Origin of the sequence: Pseudogulbenkiania ferrooxidans 2002 (genome assembly GCF_000174355.1) — a bacterium.
Classification (GTDB): domain Bacteria; phylum Pseudomonadota; class Gammaproteobacteria; order Burkholderiales; family Chromobacteriaceae; genus Pseudogulbenkiania; species Pseudogulbenkiania ferrooxidans.
The window spans coordinates 188,213-210,145 of the sequence record NZ_ACIS01000002.1; the positions used below are offsets into that span (position 1 = coordinate 188,213).

The following is a 21,933-nucleotide window of genomic DNA, read 5'->3' on the forward strand; positions in this document are numbered from 1 at the left end:
CCGAGCGCCTGTTGCAAGTGATCCGGGCACTGGAGCGGGAGGTGCATCCGGCCCACCCAGCGGGCGTGACGCTGGACAGCACCCTGGAAGGCGAGCTGGGCTTCGACAGCCTCACGCGGGTCGAACTGGTGCAACGGCTGAACCAGGCGTTCGCGGTTCAACTGCCGGACGAAGCGCTGTCGCATACGGAAACCGTGCGCGACCTGCTGCCGTACCTGGCACAGCCGGGCAGGGCCGAGGCGCCGCCCGCTCTCATGCCGCTGCGGCAGGGCTCCGCCATCGAGCCGCCACGGCACGCAGATACCCTCGCCGAAGCCTTGCTCTGGCACGTCGAGCGCCAGCCGGAACGCGTCCACGTCCTGTTATACGGCGAGCAGCAAACGCTCCATCCCATCCGTTACCGCGAGCTGTTCGAGGCGGGCAGGGCGATTGCCGGCGGACTGGCGGCACGGGGGGTAACGCCAGGCGAAACCATTGCACTGATGCTGCCGACCGGCCTTGGCTATCTGGCGAGCTTCATCGGCGTCATGCTGGCAGGCGGTATCCCGGTGCCTATTTACCCACCCACCCGCCTGAGCCAGCTCGATGAGCATCTGCGTCGCCACGCCCGCATTCTCAACAACGCCGCCGTCGTGCTGATGATTACCACACAGCAGGCAAAGCCCGTCGCCACGCTGCTGCGCGCCAACGTCGCCAGCCTCGCCGGAGCCGTCACCACGGAAGAACTGGCCGGAGAGACCGATCGCCGGCCGTTCCAGGGCACATCCTCGGAGCTGGCCTTCCTGCAATACACCTCGGGCAGCACCGGCGATCCAAAGGGGGTCATGCTCAGCCACGCCAACCTGCTCGCCAATATCCGCGCCATGGGGCAGGTCATCGGCATCACCGCGGAAGATGTCGGCGTCTCCTGGCTGCCGCTCTACCATGACATGGGTCTGATCGGGGCCTGGCTGGGCTCGCTCTACCACGGCTGCCCTCTGGTGCTGCTGCCCACACTGAGCTTCCTGGCCCAACCGGCACGCTGGCTGCAGGCCGTGTCCCGGCACCACGCGACCCTGTCGGGCGCCCCCAACTTCGCGTACGAACTGTGCGCGCGCAAGACCGCCGACAGCGAACTGCAAGGCCTCGACCTATCCCACTGGCGCTTTGCCTTCAACGGTGCCGAACCGGTGAGCCCCGCCACGCTGGAACGCTTCGCCGCCCGCTTTGCCCCCTGTGGCTTCCAGCGCACCGCCTTGACGCCGGTATACGGGTTGGCCGAATCCACCGTGGCCCTGGCGTTTCCACCGCTCGGCCGCGGCCCGCTCATCGACCTGATCGCAGCGGAACCGTTCGCCACCTCGGGGCAAGCCCTTCCGGCCCAGGACGACCACGCGGCCCTGCGCATTCCATCCTGCGGCCGCCCCTTGCCCAACCATGAAATCCGCATCGTGGGCGAGGACGGATCGGAACTGCCGGAGCGCCAGGTGGGGCGGCTCGAATTTCGCGGTCCTTCCGCGACGCGGGGTTACTACCACAACCCCACGGCGAGCACGGCGTTGTTCCACGACGGCTGGCTCGATTCCGGCGACAACGCCTACATGGCCGAGGGAGAGGTCTACCTGACGGGCCGGGTCAAGGACCTGATCATCCGTGCTGGCCGCAATTTCTACCCCTACGACCTGGAAGAAGCCATCGGCAACCTGCCGGGCATCCGCAAAGGCTGCGTCGCGGTGTTCGCCAGTGCCGACCCGCACCAGGGCTCGGAACGCCTGGTGGTGTTGGCCGAAACCCGGGAGCAGGGCAGCGCCGCCCGGGAGCAACTGCACCAACTCATCCGCCAGACCGCCGCCGACGTGGTCGGGGTGCCGCTCGACGAGATCGTGCTGGCGCCCCCCCACACGGTCCTGAAAACGTCCAGCGGCAAGATTCGCCGTCAGGCCTGCCGTGCGGCGTACGAGCAAGGCATGGTCGATCACCCGTCCGCCGACTCGCCCTGGCGGCAGTCGCTGCGGCTGTGGCGTGAGAGCGGGCTCGCCCGGGGCGTCATCGCGTTGCGGCAGCTCGCCGCCTGGTGCTATGGCGTTTATGCCTGGGCGGTGCTCCTCGCCCTGGCGCTGCCGGCAGGAGGACTGACCATCCTGCTGCAAAGGCAGGCCCTGGGCCGGCGCCTTGTCCGTGCCGCCGCCAGACTCGGCCTGATACTGAGTCGATTGCCGGTGAGGGTGCAGGGACTGGAACGCCTGCCGAGCCAGCCCCACGTACTGCTGCTCAACCACGCCAGCTATCTGGATGTGCTGTTGCTCACGGCCTTGCTGCCGGCGGTGCCGGGTTACACCTACACCGCCAAACGCGAACTCAGCGCCAACCCGCTGCTCAGAGCCCTCTTGAGCGGATTGGGAACATGTTTCATCGAGCGCACCGATATCCGGCAGAGCCAGCACGATCTCGACGCCATGGTCGGCGCGCTGCAGGCGGGCCAAAACCTGCTGATTTTCCCGGAAGGCACCTTTACCCGCGCCGCCGGGCTGCGGCCATTCCATCTGGGCGGTTTCCTCGCCGCCGGCCAGGCCCATGTGCCGGTGGTGCTGGCCGGGCTGCGCGGCACCCGCATCGCGCTGCGGGACGGCACATGGCTGCCGCGCCGGGCGCCGATCGAATTCGAGGTCGGCCCCAGCAAACTGCCGAGCGGCCCCGACTGGGCGGCCGCGGCCGCACTGAGCCGGAGCGTGCGGCCGGTCCTGGCGGCTCTGAGCGGCGAACACGATGCCGCGTAACGCGAGTCGGCGCCGGGCCGGCCGGCAGCACCAAGGGTGGTCGCTTACCCCATCACCTCGTCGCATGCGGCTTGCAGGCGCTCGGCCAGGTCCAGCACCCGCTGCGGCACGTCGGGGCGGCGGTGCAACACCAGTTCCAGGGGCGGCAGCGGCGGAAAACCCTCCAGCTCGCCCAGGCGACGGTGACCCGACAACGCCAGCCGGGCAGGGAGGAGGCTGACCCCCAGCCCGCTCGCCACTGCCGAGCGGATGCTGGCGAGGCTGGCGCTGCAATAGCTGATTCGCCAGCGCCGCCCGCCGCTCTCCAGGGCATGGATCATCTCGTCGCGGTACAAACCACCCACCGGGAACACCACCAGCGGCAGCGGATCGCGCTGCCAGCTGGGCGTATCGAGGCTGTCGAACCAGGCCAGCGGCTCCGGCCACGCAGCCGTGCCGACGGTATGCCCATGCCTTTGCTTGACCAGCACCAGATCGTAGCTGCCGGCGCAGAACTGTTGCCACAGGGTATTGCTCAAGCCGCTGGTCACCTCCAGCCGGATCGCCGGATACTCGCGGGCAAAGGCCCCCAGCAGCGGCGCCAGCAGGTCGGCGGCAAAGTCTTCCGGCACGCCGATGTGGATCTCGCCCTGCACCTGCCCCTCGCGTAGTTCTTCCACCGCATCCTCCATCAGGGCCAGCAGGCGGCGGGCGTAGCCCAGCAAGCGGGCGCCGCTTTCGGTGGTCACCACGTAGCGGCCGCTACGGTCCAGCAGCTCACTGCCCAGTTGTTCTTCCAGCCGCCGCAAATGCTGGCTGACGGTGGACTGGCTGAGGTGCACCCGCTCACCAGCACGGGTAAAGCTGCCGCTTTCCACCACCGCCACGAAGCTCTTCAACAGCACCGGGTCCAGCATCGGATTTGTCATTACGATTCCCACTGACATTTAGTTGAACATTTAATTTCTCAATTCTATCGCCGCTTCTTAGACTGCTCCACAACCCCCTCACGGAGCAGTTCGATGACGCTACAGCGCTTTCTTCTTGTAACCGCCTGCCGGCTGAGTAGCTGACCATGACCGATACCCACGCCGCTACCGTGGCGTCACGCCACCGGGAACTACCGCTGGCCGCCTTGCTGTTGCTCGCCGCCATCGCACTCAACCTGCGCCCCTTCCTTACCTCGGTCGGGCCGGTGCTGGACCTGCTGCGTGCAGACACGCGGCTGAGCTTACGCGCCGCAGCGGCCATGACCGCATTGCCGTTCGTCCTGATGGGGCTGCTGGCGTTTGGCGGCGCGGCGCTGGCACGACAGATCGGGGAGCGGTGCACGGTGGCGCTGGCCTTGCTGCTGCTGGCGAGCGGTTGCGCCACCCGGGCTTGGGCCAGTGGCAGCGCCGGGCTGATCGCCAGTGCCGCCATTGCCGGCGCCGGCGTGGCTACCATCCAGGCAGTGATGCCCGGCGTAGCCAAGCGGCTGTTCCCGCAGCGCATCGGGCTGGCGATGGGAGTCTATTCCGCGGCGCTGGTCGGCGGCGGCGCCCTAGGAGCGATAGCCAGCCCCTGGCTGGCGCAGCACGGCGGCTGGCGCCTGGGCTTGGCGGCGTGGAGCGTGCCGGCACTAATCGGGATGGTGCTCTGGCTGCAACAGACCGCCGCCACCGGACCCGCCACGACACACGGCGCCGGCGAGGCATCGCTGCGCCGCTTTGCCACGCAGCGCCGTGCCTGGCTGCTGGTGCTGTATTTCGGCCTCACCAACAGCGGCTATTCCACCCTGGTCGCCTGGTTGCCGTCGTTCTACCGCGAGCAAGGCATGGCGGCGCAGCCGGCAGCCAACATGCTGGCGTGGATGGCCGTGCTGCAGGCCACCTCCGCCTTGCTGCTGCCACTACTCTCACGCCAGCACGGCGATCGCCGCCCGACGCTATGGCTGGCGCAGGCGTGTCAGGCCACTGGCTTTGCCGGCCTGGCATGGCAGCCGCAGCTGGCGCCGTGGTGCTGGGCGGGCTTGGCCGGTGTCGGGCTGGGCGGGTTTTTCTCGCTGAGCCTGATCGTGGTGCTGGAACATCTCGCCGATGCGCGCCAGGCAGGCTCGCTGGCCGCTTTCGTGCAGGGCGGGGGGTTCTTGCTGGCGGCCGCCGGGCCGTGGCTGATGGGCTGGCTCCGTGAAGACGGGGGTAGCTTCGCCACCGGCTGGTGCTGGCACCTCGGAATCGTGCTGGCGATGGCCCTGCTGACCGGACGGCTGTCGCCCGCCGGCTATCAGCGCAGCATGCGCCGCCCGTGATCCGCGTTTTCCCGGCGCAGGGCCACGATCACGTGGCTGCCCGCCGGTTCATGGCCAGTCAATACAACAGTGATAGCAGGCTGGCCGCTTGGTGCTGTACCCGTTGCGACAACAGGAGATAGAGAGACATGAGAAAACTTGCACTGGCCATCATGCTGGCCTGCGCCGCCAGCGGTGCGATGGCGAAGGACTGGAAAGTCATCCGCTTTGGTGTCAACCCCAGCTATGCCCCGTTCGAATCCAAGGCAACCGACGGCAAGTTGGTCGGTTTCGACATCGATCTGGGCAACGCCATCTGCGACAAGCTGAAGGCCCGGTGTGTCTGGGTGGAAAACGCCTGGGACGGCATCATCCCGGCGCTCAAGGCCAAGAAGTTCGACGCCATCTTGTCGTCGATGGCGGTGACCGAAAAGCGTCTGGAGCAGGTCGCGTTCACCGACAAGATCTACAACGTCCCGCCGCGTCTGGTCGCGCGCAAGGATGCCGGCTTCCAACCGACCGCCGAGGCGTTGAAAGGCAAGCGCATCGGCGTGGAGCAGGGCTCCACCGCAGAAACCTACGCCAAGACGTACTGGGAGCCCAAGGGAGTCGCGGTGATGTCCTACCAGAATCAGGACCTGGTGTACCAGGATCTGACGGCCGGCCGTCTCGACGCCGCGTTCCAGTCGTCCGTGCAGGCCGAACTCGGTTTTCTCAAGAGTAGTGCAGGGCACGGCTTCGCCTTTGCCGGCGCCGGGGTGACAGATTCCAAAACACTGGGCGTCGGGGCCGCCATCGGCCTACGCAAGGAAGATACCGATCTGGCCAAGCTGATCAACACGGCACTGGCCGACATGCACAAGGATGGCACCTACCAGCGCCTCGCCAAGAAGTACTTCTCCTTCGACATCTATTGATCGCGCGAAACAGGGCAGGGCCGGTGCCGGGGAGGCAGAACCCACCCGGCCCGGCGCCTGTCCGGCAGCCTCAGCCTGCACCAACCTGTCGATATTAAAGAGGAATCCATGAACAAGACATTCTGGCTACGCAACGTCCGCCCCTACGGCGCGGCGGCGGAAGACATCGAGATCGTCCACGGCCGTATCCGCCAGCACCGGCCGGCACAGCCCGGACCCGTGGCGGAACCGGACATCGACGGCGAAGGCCAACTACTGACCCTGCCACTGGTGGAAAGCCACATCCACCTCGACAAGACGCTGTGGGGCCTGCCGTGGCGGCCGCACAGTGCCGGCCCCAACCTGAAGGCACGCATCGACAACGAGCGCCAGGTACTGCGGGAACTGACAGTGCCGATCGCCGCGCGAGCCGGTGCGCTCCTCGAACGGTGCATCGCCCAAGGCACGCTGCTGATGCGTTGCCATGTCGATGCCGACCCGGAACTGGGATTGCGCCATATCGAGGACATGCTGACCTTGCGCCAGCGCTACGCGGATCTGATCGACCTGGAGTTTGTCACCTTCCCGCAAGCAGGGCTGCTGACCCGCCCCGGTGCCGCCGCACTGATGCGCGAAGCCCTGGCCATGGGCGTCGAAGTCGTGGGCGGGCTCGATCCCTGCGGCATCGACCACGACCCGATTGCCCACCTGACACAGGTATTCGAGCTGGCCGCCGAGTTCGACCGCGGCGTCGATATCCACCTGCACGACGGCGGCGAGTTGGGCCTGTGGCAGATCGAACGCATCATCGATTTCACCCAACGTTATCAACGTGAGGGCAGGGTGATGATCAGCCATGCCTTCTGTCTGGGCATGACAAGTTGGCCGAAGGCGCAGCCCATCGCCGAACAGCTGGCGGCCAACGGCATATCCTTGCTAACCACGGCACCCGCCGACATCGAAGTCCCGCCGTTTGCCGCACTGCACGCCGCTGGCGTCAACGTCTGTCTCGGCTCGGACGGCATCCGCGACGCCTGGTCGCCGATGGGCAACGGCGACATGCTGGAAAGGGTGATGCTGCAGGCGTTCCGATTCGGGGTGCGCGCCGACGCAGACCTGCATGCTGCGTTCGAAGCAGGCACCATCCATGGGGCCCGGGCGCTCGGGCGCTCCGACTACGGTCTAGCTACCGGCATGGCGGCCAACTTCCTGCTGTTGCCCAGCGCCACGCTGGGCGAAGCCATCGTGATGCGCCCGCCGCGGCGCGTCGTGATCCGCCAGGGCCAGGTGATCGCCCGCGATGGCGCCTTGCTCAGGAGCAGGCTGTAGAAATGCCTCTCGGACGGCAAGCCAGCTATTTGATCTGCTTGAGGTAGCGCTGGATGGCTTTGATCTCAACTTGGGTAGGGGCTGCGCCATGGTCGGATTTCAGGCTGGCATTTTGCCAATGCGGCATGGCGGCCTTTAAAGGCCTGCCATGATCATCGATGCCGGAGAGGACGGCACGCTGGAACAAGCGAGCCGGCCACTGACTGGCATCGCCAACCAGCCGAGGGCCATTTCCACCTTGGCCTTTGGCGCCATGGCAACTGGCACAATTGTCCTGATACAGCGCCTTGCCACCCGGAGCCGCAGCGAAAGCAAATGTACACGAAAGCAGGAGCGAGGCTGAAACGATCACAGTCTTCATAGCAACTCCAAAGTAAAAATCGAAATGATGCGACTAGGCAGTCGTGCGTACAGACACAAGTTTCAGCATAGTGTCTGTACGGTTGTTTTGTAGCGATTGAGCCGCCAAAGCCGGCAAGTCCACGCGAGAAGTAGATTTGTAGACCACAGAGGGGTGCCGAGCCGGATAAAAGGGGTATATTTCACGGACACAGATGTTCGCATAATCTATATTATGTCAAATACGATGTCGGATTTTATTTAAACGCCTATGTTTCAGCCCCCTTTCCAGCAGATTTACTGTGCCGCCGAGCGGCTCTATTGAAACACTCCACGCGAGCCCGCACAGAGTCTTTCCGAGTTAGCCGGCCCACTGCACGTGACGGGATTGCGTGGCATTCAGTCTCCAAATGCCCGGCATCCCTCTCTTGCGATCGCATCCTGGGCATCCCTCAGCCGCTGCAAATCGTCCTGGTACGCTTTGTTGTTGTTCAACCGCGCCTGCACCTTGTCGCGCTGCTGGCGTAGCGTGTGACAGTCGGCAATGGCTTGCTTAATCAGTTTCCGCCGAACGGGAGGCGTGACGGCTTTTCGTGGGTGTGGCTCTTCTGCGGTCGCGTGCCAGGTCGCGGCAAACTGCTCGCGTGCCTCCTCGATCGTGGCGTTGGTGAACGTTGCAACCCCGCTCGAACCAAAAGGACAGCCGCCATCCACAACATAGCGGAAGCTGTCAAAGCGGGAGTCCATGCGACAGACCGTGACCACGCCACGCTCGCTGCCGTTTCCGTTACCGACAAAGCCACCCTGCTCCGGACGTTTCACTGCCAAGGTTCCGGCGGGACAGGCGCCGCTGGTATAAGAGACGGCCTTGGTTCTCTCGTGCTCACAGCGCTGGATGCCCGGCACTTCCGTGGCGGCCGTCGATTCAACAATCAAGCACAAAGTAGCGAGCAGAATGGCTCTCATGGTTATCCTCCGGGTTCGATACGTCATCACTATATTTCTTTGTCATAATTAAGTCGAACCATCGCATCCTGCCCCATGTCTTGCCCCTGCCCGACCTCTGCCTGGATCGGGCCTGGCGCAAAGAGCCCGGAAACGTAATGATCGAATGACGTCGATCCTGGGGATGAGCGCCCTCTTCAGCCCGACTATAATGTCGCCTGATCGCGCCACCCTGCTCCCTGCAAACCCACGCTTCGATGAGAACCCTATGAAAAACAAAGGCACTGGCGGCCTGGTCTATTCGACCGAACACGGGCGGATGTGCCCTGTCTGCCGACAACCCGTGGACCGCTGCACATGTAGTTCTGCCGAAACGGCGCCACCTTCCGATGGCGTGGTGCGTATCCGGCGTGAAACAAAGGGGCGCAACGGCAAGGGGGTGACGGTGGTGACCGGCGTGCCGCTGGAGCCGGCGGCATTGGCCAGCTTTGCCAAGCAGTTGAGGCAAGCGTGCAGCTCGGGAGGCACGTTGAAGGATGGCGTGATCGAGATACAAGGCGATCACGTCGAACTGGTGAGCAAAGCCCTCGAGGCACGAGGCTGGCGGGTCAAACGCAGCGGAGGCTGAGCCGTCTCTCCCCTCCCCGCCAGCAAGCAAGCAACAAAAAAGCACCCCGTGGGGTGCTTTTTGATGCGGGCGTGAAGCGCTTACGCCTTGGACATGCGACGGCGCTCGTGCTCTTGCAGGTAGCGCTTGCGCAGGCGGATGGTCTGCGGGGTGATTTCGACGATTTCGTCGTCGTCGATGAATTCCACGGCAGATTCCAGCGTCAGCTTGATCGGGGTGGTCAGGCGGACCGCTTCGTCGGTGCCGGAGGCGCGCACGTTGGTCAGTTTCTTGCCCTTAAGCGGGTTCACCACCAGGTCGTTGTCGCGGCTATGGATACCGATGATCATGCCTTCGTACAGCTTGTCACCCGGGCTGACGAACATGCGGCCGCGATCTTCCAGGTTCCACAGCGCGTAGGCCACGGCTTCGCCGTTGTCCTGCGAGATCAGCACGCCGTTGTGACGGCCCGGCATGTCCGGCTTGACCGGAGCGTAGTCGTCGAACACGTGCGACATCAGGCCGGTACCGCGGGTCATGGTCAGGAAGTCGCCCTGGAAGCCGATCAGGCCACGCGCCGGAATATGGTATTCCAGACGGGTGCGGCCTTGGCCATCCGATTCCATATTGGTCAGTTCGCCACGACGGCGGCCCAGTTCTTCCATCACGGCGCCCTGGTGGCCATCTTCCAAGTCGATGGTCAGGTTCTCGTACGGCTCGCACTTCTCGCCGTTGATTTCCTTGAATACCACACGCGGCTTGCCGACGGCCATTTCGAAGCCCTCGCGGCGCATGTTTTCGAGCAGGATGGTCAGGTGCAGTTCACCACGACCGGAGACGCGGAAGATGTCGGCGTCTTCGGTGTCTTCCACGCGCAGCGCGACGTTGGTCAGCAGCTCTTTGGTCAGACGATCGCGGATCTGGCGCGAAGTCACGAACTTGCCCTCGGTGCCGGCCAGCGGCGAGGTGTTGACCATGAAGTCCATGGTCAGGGTCGGTTCGTCCACACCCAGGACCGGCAGGCCAACCGGGGCGTCGCGATCGCAAATGGTCACGCCGATACCGATGTCTTCCAGACCGGAAATGATGACGATGTCGCCAGCTTCGGCTTCCGGCACTTCGACACGTTCCAGACCCTTGAAGCCCAGCACCTGGTTGATGCGACCTTGAGCGGTCTGCTCTTCGTGGTTCATCACCACGACCACCTGACCCGGCTTGATGCGGCCGTTCAGCACGCGCCCCAGGCCGAGGCGACCGGTGTAGGTCGAGTAATCCAGCGCCGAGATCTGCAGTTGCAGCGGAGCATCCGGATCGCCGGCGGGGACCGGCACGTGCTTCAGTACGGTCTCGAACAGCGGGCGCATGTTGTCGGACTCTTCTTCCAGCTCGTACTTGGCAAAGCCGGACAGGCCCGAGGCGTAGATGATCGGGAAGTCGAGCTGCTCATCCGTTGCGCCCAGCTTGTCGAACAGGTCGAACGTCTGATCGACCACCCAATCCGGACGCGCGCCCGGACGGTCGATTTTGTTGATCACCACGATCGGACGCAGACCCAGAGCCAGGGCCTTCTTGGTCACGAAGCGGGTTTGCGGCATCGGGCCTTCGACGGCGTCAACCAACAGTACTACACCGTCCACCATGCCCAGTACGCGTTCGACTTCACCGCCGAAATCGGCGTGTCCCGGGGTGTCGACGATGTTGATGTGGACGCCTTCGTAGTTGATCGCGGTGTTCTTGGCCAGAATGGTGATGCCGCGTTCTTTTTCGAGGTCGTTGCTATCCATCACGCGCTCGACCACCTGCTGGTTTTCGCGGAAGGTACCGGCTTGACGCAGGAGTTGGTCGACCAGCGTGGTTTTGCCGTGGTCAACGTGAGCAATAATGGCGATGTTGCGAATCTGTCGGGTCATGTCTTTGGACGGGAACGGAAAAATCACAAGATTCTAGCACGATATCGACCTGTTCTCACAGGGCCAGGCACGACTTTCGGCATGGTTTTGGCTACACTCCAGAGCAAAATGAACAAGGAGCAGGAAAATGTACGACTGGGATGCTTTGTGGCACGAGCATGCGGGCTATCGCACCGGCTATACCGGGGACAAGAATGACCTCAACGAGTTGGCCGAAGAGCTGTCTGGCACGCTGGTGCACCCGGCCAAGGACGACGCCGGCGTGGCCGTTTACGACAGCGGCGACAGTTTCGTGCTGGTTGGCCGCGGCAACGGCATGCAGATTCTGGATGTCCCGAAGCACGCCCTGTTCGACATCACCCTGCGTTTCGTGACGGAAGACGAAGGCGTGGACACGCCCCTTCCCTACGTGGAAATCCTGGTCGACAACCTGGCCACGGGCGACGAGGCGGCGTGGCGCGGCGAGGTTACGCAAGGCGATGACGGCGCTCCACTGGTGGCCGGCTGCCCACTGCGCAGCACCACGCCGCCGGACATGCCGTTCGCCGAGTTGTCGTTCAGCCGCGGAGAGCGTTTCCGCGCGGCACTGCAGCAGCTGTGGCAGGAGGACATTCCACAGCTCAAGCCGCTGATGGATGCCCGGTTCAAAGGCGAGAAAGCAGTGGTGATGGATGCCGACAGCCAGCAGCTGCCGGACGACGCCCGCACCCGGGAGATGCTGGAGCGCTACGCCGAGATCATCCACCGTGAACAGGCGGTGCTGTCGCGAAAGTTTTCCGACAACGAGTTGCACCTGATTGCCGAAGTGCTGCGCGACATCCACTTCGAATCTGCCGCCTCGTGCCGCGGCGTGTGGCTGGCCGTGGAGGCGCGCCTGGTTCATGACGAACTCGACCGCAAGCTGGAGGTCGATGCGCAATCGTTGCTGGAACGCATGAAAGCCCTCAGCTTTGCCCAGGAAGTCGCCTTGATCGAGGCCCTGTCGCCACTGCGCGAAACGCAAGAGGGATAAAAAAAGGGCGGCTCAGCAGCCGCCCGCAATCCCAATCCGTACGAAAGAAGTGCTCGTGGCTTGCATGGCCCGACGCGAGATGCAGTCTACAAGACGATTATGACGCGGCAGTGACAGGGAACAGCGTCAGCACGATCTTGCCGAGGTTGCGGTTGCCTTCCATCGCCTCGTGCGCCTCGGCCACGGCGGCGAGCGGATAGGTGGAATCCAGCGTCAGCCGTACCATGCCCTGGCGCAGCGCGGGCAGGATTTCGGTTTCCAGCGCCCGCGCCAGCCGCGCCTTGACCGCCTTGGGCTGGCTGCGCAGGGTCGAGCCGATCAGGGACTGGCGCTTGACCAACAGCCGCCCCAGGTTGATCTCCGAGCGCCCGCCCCCCATGACCCCGATCAGCACCAGCCGTCCGTCCAGGTTGAGGCAGCTCAGATTCTGCTCCAGGTAGGCGCCGCCAACCGGATCGAGGATCACATCCGCCCCGCCCCAGGCCTTGACCTTGCCGCCGAAGTCGGCCTCCTGGCGGGCATTGAAGGCTTCGTCGGCACCGAGGTTATAGCAATACTCCAGCTTCTCCTCGCTCCCTGCCGTCGCCCACACCCGGGCTCCCAGCAGCCGCGCGAGCTGGATCGCCGCCGCGCCCACACCACTCGCCCCGGCGTGCACCAGCAACGCCTGGCCTTCGGCCAACCTGCCGACCTCGACCAGGTTGAGCCAGGCAGTCATCCAGGCCTCCGGCAGGCTGGCTGCCTCCACCCACGACATGCTGTCCGGTTTGGGAATGGCCAATTCGCTGTCCAGCACCGCGTATTCGGCATAGCCGCCCCCCTCCACCAGCCCGAATACCGCGTCTCCCGGCTGGAAACGGGAAGGCCCGCGCACGGACTCCACCACCCCGGCCACTTCCAGCCCGAGGATGGCGGATGCCCCCGGCGGCGGCGGATACTGCCCCTCGCGCTGTACCACGTCGGCCCGGTTTACCCCGGCCGCCATCACCCTGACCAGGAGCTGTCCGTCGCCAAGCACTGGCTTCTCGACGATTCCCAGCTCCAGAGTTTCCCGGCCACCTGGCCGGCTTTGCATCACTGCTTGCATAGACATGATCGTTTACCTCGTCGGACTTTGCGCTCGCTCAAGCGCGGCAATCCTCATTTGATTACAATAGCACGCCATGAGTGACGACTGTTTCCACTGCGGCCTTCCGGTTCCGGAAGGCGCTTCCTTTCCGGTGCGCTATCGGGAACGAACCGAATCCACCTGCTGCGCAGGCTGCCAGGCCGTGGCGCAGACCATCATTGATTCCGGTCTCGACGGCTATTACACCCACCGCACCCAGGGTGCGGGGCAGGCCGAGGCGCTGCCGCTGGAACTGCTCGAGCGCATACGCCTGTACGATTCCGACGAACTGCAGCAGAGCTTCGTCCACATCGAGGCGGGCAATGTGCGCGAAGCCGCGCTGATCCTGGAAGGCATCACCTGCGCCGCCTGCGTCTGGCTCAATGAGCAGCACCTGATGCGCCTGCCCGGCGTGATCTCGGTCGACATCAACTACAGCAGCCACCGCGCCCGGGTACGCTGGGACAATACCCGCCTGAAACTGTCGCAAATTCTCGAGGCCATCGCCGCCATCGGCTACCGGGCCCACCCCTACGATGCCGCGCGCCAGGAGGCGCTGCATCAAAAAGAACGCAAGCAGGCGTTGACCCGGCTGTGGGTGGCAGGCCTGTCGATGATGCAGGTGATGATGTACGCGGTGCCGGTCTACCTGGCGCCGCACGGCGAGATCGATCCCGACTTCCTGTGGATGCTGCACTGGGCCAACCTGCTACTGACGCTGCCGGTGATCGTCTATTCGGCGCTGCCGTTCTACCGCGCCACCTGGCGCGACATCACCACGCGCCGCGTCGGCATGGACACGCCGGTCACCATCGGCATCCTGACCGCCTTCGGCGCCAGCACCTGGGCGCTCATCAACAAGGTGGAACACGGTATTTACTTCGACTCGGTATCGATGTTCGTGTTCCTGCTGCTGGGCGGACGCTATCTCGAAGGACTGGCGCGGCGCAAGGCCGGGGAAGCGGCGGAAAGCCTGGTGAAACTGGTCCCGGCCTTTGCCCACCGCCTCGCCGGCTGGCCGGGCGAAACGGTGGCACACGAGGTGCCGGTGAGTCAGCTGGTTGCCGGCGACGTGCTGCTGGTCAAGCCGGGCGAGACCATCCCCGCCGATGGCGTGGTGCTGGCCGGCCGCAGCGCGACCAATGAATCGCTGCTCACCGGCGAGAGCCGGCCCGTCGGCAAAACGGTGGATTCGACCGTGATCGCCGGCAGCGTCAACCTGGAGAGCCCGTTGACCGTGCGCATCAGCCAGGCCGGGCAAGGCACCCGGCTGGCCGGTATCGTGCGCCTGCTGGATCAGGCGCTGGCGGAAAAGCCGCGGCTGGCACAACTGGCCGACCGTTTCGCCAGCGGCTTCGTCGCCGCGCTGCTGCTGGCGGCACTGGCCACCTACCTTGGCTGGCACTTTATCGACCCGGAACGGGCGCTGTGGATTACCGTGGCGGTGCTGGTGATTTCCTGCCCCTGCGCCCTGTCGCTGGCCACCCCGGCGGCGCTCACCGCCGCCAGCGGCCACCTGGCCGGACTAGGGGTGCTGACCACGCGCGGCCATGCGCTGGAAACGCTGGCCAAGGTCAGCGACGTGGTGTTCGACAAGACCGGCACGCTGACCCACGGCGACATGCGCCTGGTGGAAACCCATCGTTGGGGCGAGCGCGAGGATGTGCTCGCCCTGGCCGCGGCACTCGAAGCGGGTTCGGAGCACCCGATCGCCCGCGCCCTGCTGGCGGCGGCGCCCGCCGCGCACCCCACCGCCCAAGAGGTACACAACATCCCCGGCAGCGGCATTGAAGGCATGATCGGCGGTGAGACCTGGCGCCTGGGGCGCAGCGACTTCGTTGCCGAACTCGCCGGGCCGCTGCCGTCCGGCCTCGCCGACTGGCAGCGCGGTCACACCCGGATTGCGCTGGGGTCGCGCCAGGGCTGGGCGGCCCTGTTCGCCATCGGCGACACCCGGCGCGACGACAGCGCCGCCGCCGTCGCGGCGCTGTCCCGACAGGGGCTCACCGTCCACCTCTTGAGCGGCGACGAGTACGAGGCGGTGCAAAGGTTGGCCGAAGACGCCGGCATCAGCCAGTTCCGTGCCCGTGCCACCCCGGAAGACAAGCTGGCCTACGTCAGCGCACTGCAGCAGCGCGGCGCCCGGGTATTGATGGTCGGCGACGGCATCAACGACGCCCCGGTGCTGGCGCGCGCCGACGTGTCGATGGCCATGGGTAGCGGCACCGACGTCGCCCGCGCCAGCGGTGACATGGTGCTGATCAACGACAGCCTGGCGCTGGTCCCCGCGGCCGTCACGCTCTCCAGGAAAACCCTCGCCATCATCCGGCAGAACCTGGTCTGGGCGGTGTTGTACAATATCGTCGCGCTGCCGCTAGCCATGGCCGGCCACGTCACGCCATGGCTGGCCAGCCTCGGCATGGCCAGCAGCTCGCTGCTGGTCGTGGGCAACGCGCTGCGCCTGGTCGGCATGAGACGCACCACTGCGGCGACGGCAGAAGCACGCCCGGCCGGAATTTCCCGCCCCGGCTCCACTCAAGTGCAGCAGCCATGATGGCCGACGATTGAAACGGACGAATTGATGGAAAGTCTCTATCTACTGATCCCGCTGAGCCTGGTACTGGCCTTCGTGATCGGCTTCATTTTCTGGATGGCTACCCGCACCGGACAGTTCGACGACCTGGAAGGCCCAGGGCACCGCATCCTGATGGATGACGATCGCCCCACCCCCAGCGACAAGGACGATCTCAACGCGGACCCGCCCCCGCGCTGACCGGGCCGCCACGCCCTCCTCCGGCCTTGGTGAGGACATCCCCCGCCCGCCTCGCCGACATGGCCCGCCTTTGACGGCCGACATTCCACGCCCCACGGCCAATCCGCTATAAACACACCATGACGCGCAGACGCTGACGGCGCGCGCCGATCCGGCTGCCGCCAGCCACCTGCCGCGCCCCAACCCCTTCTTTCGAGCCGACCAGGAGTACCATGCCCGGTAGCCATCGCTCGCCCGCCGCCCATCGCGCCCATCTCGATGCCCTCAACATCAGCCGCCTGACACCGGAGCAGGCGCTGGGCAGCCTGCACACCGGGCCGGGCGGCCTGGCCGAAGCGGAAGCGGCGCGGCGTCTCACCGAATACGGCAGCAACACCGTCGAGGAGATGGCCGGCAAGCCCGGCTGGCAACGGCTGCTGGAACAGTTCGGGCATTTCTTCGCCATCATCCTGTGGATTGCCGCCGGACTCGCCCTGCTGGCCTACGTCCTGCAAGGCGACCCGGCGATGGCGACGCTGGGCTGGGCCATCATCGGCGTCATCGTCATCAACGGGGTGTTCTCGTTCTGGCAGGAGTACAAGGCGGAGCAGGCGCTGGCCGCCCTGCGCCAGCTGCTGCCGCTGGAGGTCAAGGTCCGCCGGGGCGGCGTGGTCTATCCCCTGCCGGCCAGCCAACTGGTGCCGGGCGACATCGTCTACCTCGAAGGCGGGGATGCGGTACCCGCCGACTGCCGCGTGCTCTCGGCGTTCGGCCTGCGCGTCAACAACGCGATCCTGACCGGGGAGTCGGCCCCCCAGTCGCGTCACGCCGAGGCCAGCCACAACGCCGATCCGGTACTCGGCGGCAACTGCCTGTTTGCCGGCACCTCGGTGGTCGCCGGCTCGGCCGAGGTGGTCGTCTACGCCACCGGGATGCGCACGCGCTTCGGGCACGTCGCCCATCTGACGCAGAGCACGGCGGACACCGTCTCGCCGCTCACGCGCGAACTGGCGCGGCTATCGCGCTGGGTGGCGCTCTTCGCCACGGCACTGGGGCTGGTCTTCCTGTCCATCGGCCACGCCATCGGCCTGCCCTGGAGCGACAACCTGCTGTTTGCCATCGGCATCATCGTCGCCAACGTGCCGGAGGGGCTGCTGCCGACCGTCACCCTGTCGCTCGCCCTGGCCACCCAGCGCATGGCCAAACGCCGGGCGCTGGTGCGCCACCTGCCGGCGGTGGAAACCCTGAGCGCGGCCACGGTGATCGTCTCGGACAAGACCGGCACACTGACCGAAAACCGCATGCGCGTGCTGGACGTGTACACGCTGGGGCGCGCCCACCCCGCCGACACCCCGGGACTGCCGGCGGTGCTGAAGCAGATCGCCGGCCAGTGCCACAACCTGCTGGCCAGCGGCAACGGCTGGATCGGCGACCCGATGGAGCAGGCCCTGGCGGAGTTTGCCGGGGCGTTGCCGCAGCCGCCGTCATTGCGTCGCGGCGAATTGCCGTTCGACAGCGAACGCAAGCGTATGGCAGTGCTGCAACAGCAGCCGGACGGCCTGCACCTGTACGTCAAGGGGGCCGCCGAATGCGTGCTGCCGCTGTGCGGCATGCTGCTGATGCCGGACGGCGAACAGCCGCTCGATGCGGCCGGACGCGACCGCCTGCTGGCCGAGGTGGACCGTTTCGCCGAGCGAGGCCTGCGCGTACTGGCACTGGCCTACCGCCAGCCGGCCGCATTGCCGCTGGACGAATCCAACCTGGTGTTCGCCGGCCTCGCCGGCATCGAGGATCCCCCGCGCCCCGAGGTCGCCGGCGCCATCGCCACCTGCCGCCAGGCCGGCATCCGGGTGGTGCTGTGCACCGGCGACCACGCCGTTACCGCGAGCGCCATCGCGCGGCAGATCGGCCTCCTGCAAGGGGACGGGAAGGTCGTGACGGGCGACGAACTGGAGCGTCTCTCCGACACCCAGCTGCAACTGCGGCTGGACCAGCCCGACCTGCTGTTTGCCCGCGTCACGCCGGAACAAAAGCAGCGCATCGTCACGGTGTTGCAGCAAAAGGGCGAGGTCGTCGCCGTCACCGGGGACGGCGTCAACGACGCCCCGGCGCTGAAAAGCGCCGACATCGGCATCGCCATGGGACAGCGCGGCTCGGACGTCGCCAAGGCCGCCGCCGACATCGTGCTTCTGGACGACAACTTCGCCACCATCGTCGACGCCATCGAGGAAGGCCGGGCGGTCTACGCCAATATCCGCAAATTCCTGACCTATATCCTGACTTCCAACATTCCGGAACTGGTACCCTACCTGGCCTTCGTGCTGCTGCGCGTTCCGCTGCCGCTCACCATCATCCAGATTTTGGCGGTCGACCTCGGCACCGACATGCTGCCGGCACTGGCGCTGGGCGCCGAGCCGCCTGCCCCGGCGGTGATGAACACCCCACCCCGGTCGCGCCAGGAGCGCCTGCTGACGCCGGGCTTGCTGCTGCGCGCCTACGGTTTTCTCGGGCTTTTCGAAGCGGCCGCCGCGTTGTTCGCCTTTTTCACCGTGATGTACGCCGCCGGCTGGCACTACGGCGGCACAGTACCGGCCAGCACCCCCTTCTACCTGGCGGCCACCACGGCCTGCCTCGTTGCCATCGTGCTGGGGCAGATCGTCAACCTGTTCCTGTGCCGCGACAGCACGGTATCCGCCTTCCGCCTGCCGCTGCGCAACCGCTGGCTACTGGGTGGGCTCGCCTTCGAAGCGGCCCTCATCCTGTCGATCGTCTACACCTCTTTCGGCCAACGTGTGTTCGGCACTGCGCCGCTGGCGGCGGCCGACTGGCTGATCGCCTTGCCGGTGCTGCTGGCGATGCTGCTGGCGGACGAGCTGCGCAAGGCCTGGCAGCGGCACCGTCCCGGCGCGGCTGCTGACACCCGCCGGGGAATGGGCTAGCATGCGCTACCCATCTTTCCCGTACCGCCATCGTGATCGCCAGCTTCCCCTTCATTACCAGCCGCCGCTTCCTGCCGCTGTTCGGCACCCAATTTCTCGGTGCCTTCAACGACAACCTGCTGAAAACCGCCATCGTGGTGCTGATCAGCTACCACGGCCTGAGTATCGGCGGCATGTCGCCGGCGATGCTGGTCAACCTGGCGGCGGGGCTGTTCATCCTGCCGTTCTTCCTGTTCTCCGCCACCGCCGGCAAGCTGTCGGAGAAGCTCGACAAGGCGCGCATCGCACGAACGGTGAAGCTGGTGGAAATCGCCATCATGCTGTTGGCCGGGGTCGGCTTCTTCGCCCACGCTGCCGGGCTGCTGCTGGCGGCGCTGTTCCTGATGGGGGTGCACTCCGCCTTTTTCGGCCCGCTGAAGTACTCGATCCTGCCGCAGTACCTGCACGAGCGCGAGCTGGTGGGGGGCAACGGGCTGATCGAGATGGGCACCTTCCTCGCCATCCTGATCGGCCAGATCGGCGGCAGCCTGATGACGCAAGGAGGGCCATGGCTGATCGTAACGATGATCTGCGCCACCGCGCTGGCCGGTTACGCCTGCAGCCGGCAAATGCCGCCGGCGCCTCCTTCCTCGCCGGAACTGGCCCTTTCGGCCAACGTGCTGAAGGATTCGGTCGAGCTGGTCGGCAAGGCCTGGCGCATCGCCGACGTGAAGAGCGCCATCCTCGGCATTTCCTGGTTCTGGCTGATGGGGGCGATCTACACCACCCAGCTGCCGACCTTCACCAAGCAGCACCTGGGCGGCGACGCCAACGTCTACACGCTGATGCTGGCGTTGTTCTCGATCGGTATCGGCGCGGGCTCGGTGGTTTGCGCCAAGCTGTCGCAGGGGCGGCTGCAGCTGGGACTGGTACTGGTCGGCAGCGCCGGTATGACGCTGTTCGGCGGCGACGTGGCACTGTCTTCGCTGGCCTTGCACCAGGGCGAACTGGTCGGCCTCGGCGCCTACCTCGTCACCCCCGCCAACTGGCGCCATATCGCCGACATCGCCCTGCTAGGGTTCTTCGGTGGCTTCTTCACCGTGCCGCTCTATACCTGGCTGCAGATCGCCAGCCCGGCCGCCTTCCGCTCACAGGCCATCGCGGCCAACAACATCACCAACGGCTTCTACATGGTGTTCTCGGCCATCGCCAGCGCCGTGGTCCTGAAGCTGTTCGACAGCGTCGCGGTGCTGCTCCTGGTCACCGCTTCGGCCAACGTGCTGGCCACCTGGCACCTGGTACGGCGCGCTCCGAGCATCTGGCATAGCCGCTTCAGCTGGCTCAGACCGGTCAAATCCTGAGCCCCCCGCCATAAGGGGGCGGCGCGCTTATTCCGCCGCCTGATAGCGGGCGAAGGTATAGCGCCCGCTGACTTTGGCCTTGTACATGGCGCTGTCCGCACGCAGCACCAACTCCTCCGCCGTCACGCCATCATCCGGGAACAGGCTGATGCCGATGCTGGCGCACACCTGCAGACGATGGCCATGGGTCATGATGTCTTCATTGAGTGTGCTCAAGATCTTCGCGGCGATGGCGGGCACTTCCGCGGCAATAGCGGGCCCCTTGATCAGCACGATGAACTCGTCGCCACCGAGCCGTGCCACCACATCCTCGCCACGCAAGGCGCTGCGCAGGCGTTGCGCCACGACAATCAGCACCTGGTCGCCAACCGCGTGGCCCATCTGATCATTGATCTGCTTGAAGTGATCGAGATCGATGAACAGGACGGCCAACTGCTGGCCACTCTCCGCCACCGCGTCAATGGCGCACTCTATCTGGTGGAAGAACTGCATCCTGTTCGGCAGCCCGGTCAGAGAATCGTGATGGGCCAGATGCCTCAGCTCTTGCTGATTCTGGCTCATCTTTTCCATGTGCGACTTCAACTCCTTGCGCATCTGGTCGAAGCAGCGCGCCAGCACGCCGATTTCATCGGTGCGCGTCACCGGCAGCGCTTCGAGCGCATGCCGGGTTTGAAAGCTCGTCGCGGCATGGGTGAGCATCTGCAAGGGGCGGGTCAATGCCCGTGAAAACACCACCGCCAGCACGATGGACAGCACACTGAATGCCAGCACCATCTGAATGGTGCTTTCCCCAAGCGACTTCCCGCCCCGCAGCACATCCTCCAAGGGGCGGGCCAGGCCAAGCACGACAAATTGATGGTTTTCCGGCAGGCCGAACGGTTTGCGCACAAAAGCCAGAATCTGCCCCTTTGCCCGCTGTGGATTGTCCAGCCCGTTCACCAGCACACTGGTTTGAGTCTTGTCGAACAACGGCCGGGTCTGCTCATAACTGTCTTGAACCAGCAGGCGCCGACCTTTATCGAAACCAAAAGTCATCGCGGGATTGGGGTGCGCCAGAAAATCGCCCCACTCGTTGGTCAGGTACAGCTGGTGCCCGGCCGGCAAGTCCGACTGGACGGAATCGAGCAAGCTTTTCAACCACACATTGATGACGACTACGCCGACGACGGCTCCGGTCGACGTCACAACCGGCGTGGCCAGGCGGAGCGTCGGGGCGCCTTCCGCCGAATGAGCACCCTGTTCATGATTGACCGTGATCGGCGAAACATAGACGCGCCCTGGTGCGAGCGCCAGGGTTTCGAAAACATACGGGAAATGCCCTTTCTCTTGCAGCAGAGACCCGGTCACCCTCACCAGGCGGTCGCCATCCCGATCGAAGCGGATCAGTTCGAGTCCAAACTGCTGACGGGAGATCAAGCGCACCTGGGCGTATTGAGGATGCAGGCGCATGATGGTGCCGAACACCTGCGCCAAGCGTTCCTTGGCCACGTCATCCCCGGCAACGTCTTCGAAGCCAGCGACTTTTGCCGATGAGGGCATGTTGGCCAGCGTCAGGGCATCCGCCGCAATATCGTTCAGGACGGCCGATAAGCGCTGACTCAGCAATTCGGTCGAGGTGAGCAGATTTCGCTCGGCCTCTTTCACCAACAGGCTTTGATTGGTGGAATAGGCATAGTAGCCCGTCACACCAGAGGCCAGAATGCCAATGCAGGCGAGCAGTATCGAGAGTTTGACGGTCAGACCCGGACGCAT

General features: G+C 65.3%; 16 protein-coding genes. 10 read left to right on the top strand and 6 right to left on the bottom strand.

Translation table 11 applies throughout. The features are described 5' to 3' along the window. Window positions 1-17 precede the first annotated feature (17 nt). Complete coding sequence (locus FURADRAFT_RS03625) at window positions 18-2,756, top strand: AMP-binding protein (protein WP_236261542.1); 2,739 nt, start codon at window positions 18-20, stop codon at window positions 2,754-2,756. Window positions 2,757-2,800: 44 nt separating this feature from the next. Here FURADRAFT_RS03625 and FURADRAFT_RS03630 read toward each other — a convergent pair whose 3' ends face one another. Then, on the bottom strand, window positions 2,801-3,664 hold the full coding sequence (locus FURADRAFT_RS03630) for a LysR family transcriptional regulator (RefSeq protein WP_008952756.1): 864 nt from the start codon (window positions 3,662-3,664) through the stop codon (window positions 2,801-2,803). A gap of 146 nt (window positions 3,665-3,810) precedes the next feature. Here FURADRAFT_RS03630 and FURADRAFT_RS03635 point away from each other — a divergent pair, with 146 nt between their 5' ends. The 3 genes from FURADRAFT_RS03635 to FURADRAFT_RS03645 all read left to right on the top strand — a co-directional run bounded on the left by FURADRAFT_RS03635 (window position 3,811) and on the right by FURADRAFT_RS03645 (window position 7,229). Further along, on the top strand, window positions 3,811-5,025 hold the full coding sequence (locus tag FURADRAFT_RS03635; protein ID WP_008952757.1) for a cyanate transporter: 1,215 nt from the start codon (window positions 3,811-3,813) through the stop codon (window positions 5,023-5,025). 128 nt (window positions 5,026-5,153) lie between these two features. Continuing rightward, window positions 5,154-5,921: an ABC transporter substrate-binding protein gene (locus FURADRAFT_RS03640; RefSeq protein WP_008952758.1), complete on the top strand. Its 768-nt coding sequence runs from the start codon at window positions 5,154-5,156 to the stop codon at window positions 5,919-5,921. A gap of 108 nt (window positions 5,922-6,029) precedes the next feature. Continuing rightward, window positions 6,030-7,229, top strand: a complete 1,200-nt coding sequence (locus tag FURADRAFT_RS03645) for an amidohydrolase family protein (protein WP_008952759.1) — start codon at window positions 6,030-6,032, stop codon at window positions 7,227-7,229. 25 nt (window positions 7,230-7,254) lie between these two features. Here FURADRAFT_RS03645 and FURADRAFT_RS03650 read toward each other — a convergent pair whose 3' ends face one another. Then, complete coding sequence (locus FURADRAFT_RS03650) at window positions 7,255-7,590, bottom strand: c-type cytochrome (protein ID WP_040652348.1); 336 nt, start codon at window positions 7,588-7,590, stop codon at window positions 7,255-7,257. A 377-nt stretch (window positions 7,591-7,967) separates the two neighbouring features. Then, entirely contained in the window at window positions 7,968-8,534 is a 567-nt protein-coding gene (locus tag FURADRAFT_RS03655) for a hypothetical protein (RefSeq protein WP_008952761.1), read from the bottom strand. Between the two features lie 145 nt (window positions 8,535-8,679). On the opposite strand from FURADRAFT_RS03655, the gene FURADRAFT_RS03660 reads away from it, so the two are divergent. Beyond that, window positions 8,680-9,141, top strand: a complete 462-nt coding sequence (locus FURADRAFT_RS03660) for a translation initiation factor Sui1 (RefSeq protein WP_236261524.1) — start codon at window positions 8,680-8,682, stop codon at window positions 9,139-9,141. Window positions 9,142-9,221: 80 nt separating this feature from the next. On the opposite strand, the gene typA is transcribed toward FURADRAFT_RS03660, so the two are convergent. Continuing rightward, entirely contained in the window at window positions 9,222-11,030 is a 1,809-nt protein-coding gene (typA, locus tag FURADRAFT_RS03665) for a translational GTPase TypA (protein ID WP_008952763.1), read from the bottom strand. A 127-nt stretch (window positions 11,031-11,157) separates the two neighbouring features. On the opposite strand from typA, the gene FURADRAFT_RS03670 reads away from it, so the two are divergent. Beyond that, window positions 11,158-12,042 carry a hypothetical protein gene (locus FURADRAFT_RS03670; protein WP_008952764.1) on the top strand — a complete coding sequence of 295 codons (885 nt, stop codon included), beginning with the start codon at window positions 11,158-11,160 and terminating at the stop codon, window positions 12,040-12,042. A 97-nt stretch (window positions 12,043-12,139) separates the two neighbouring features. On the opposite strand, the gene FURADRAFT_RS03675 is transcribed toward FURADRAFT_RS03670, so the two are convergent. Continuing rightward, window positions 12,140-13,135 (bottom strand): NAD(P)H-quinone oxidoreductase, encoded by a 996-nt coding sequence (locus FURADRAFT_RS03675; RefSeq protein WP_008952765.1) that lies wholly within the window; start codon window positions 13,133-13,135, stop codon window positions 12,140-12,142. A gap of 70 nt (window positions 13,136-13,205) precedes the next feature. On the opposite strand from FURADRAFT_RS03675, the gene FURADRAFT_RS03680 reads away from it, so the two are divergent. From FURADRAFT_RS03680 to FURADRAFT_RS03695, 4 genes are all read left to right on the top strand, one after another. Continuing rightward, on the top strand, window positions 13,206-15,704 hold the full coding sequence (locus tag FURADRAFT_RS03680) for a heavy metal translocating P-type ATPase (RefSeq protein ID WP_008952766.1): 2,499 nt from the start codon (window positions 13,206-13,208) through the stop codon (window positions 15,702-15,704). A gap of 27 nt (window positions 15,705-15,731) precedes the next feature. Next, window positions 15,732-15,923 (top strand): cbb3-type cytochrome oxidase assembly protein CcoS, encoded by a 192-nt coding sequence (ccoS, locus tag FURADRAFT_RS03685; RefSeq protein WP_008952767.1) that lies wholly within the window; start codon window positions 15,732-15,734, stop codon window positions 15,921-15,923. Window positions 15,924-16,135: 212 nt separating this feature from the next. Then, entirely contained in the window at window positions 16,136-18,841 is a 2,706-nt protein-coding gene (locus FURADRAFT_RS03690) for a cation-translocating P-type ATPase (RefSeq protein ID WP_008952768.1), read from the top strand. A gap of 32 nt (window positions 18,842-18,873) precedes the next feature. After that, window positions 18,874-20,181, top strand: a complete 1,308-nt coding sequence (locus tag FURADRAFT_RS03695; RefSeq protein WP_008952769.1) for an MFS transporter — start codon at window positions 18,874-18,876, stop codon at window positions 20,179-20,181. 27 nt (window positions 20,182-20,208) lie between these two features. On the opposite strand, the gene FURADRAFT_RS03700 is transcribed toward FURADRAFT_RS03695, so the two are convergent. Then, window positions 20,209-21,933, bottom strand: coding sequence for a putative bifunctional diguanylate cyclase/phosphodiesterase (locus FURADRAFT_RS03700; RefSeq protein ID WP_008952770.1), 1,725 nt, complete (start codon window positions 21,931-21,933; stop codon window positions 20,209-20,211).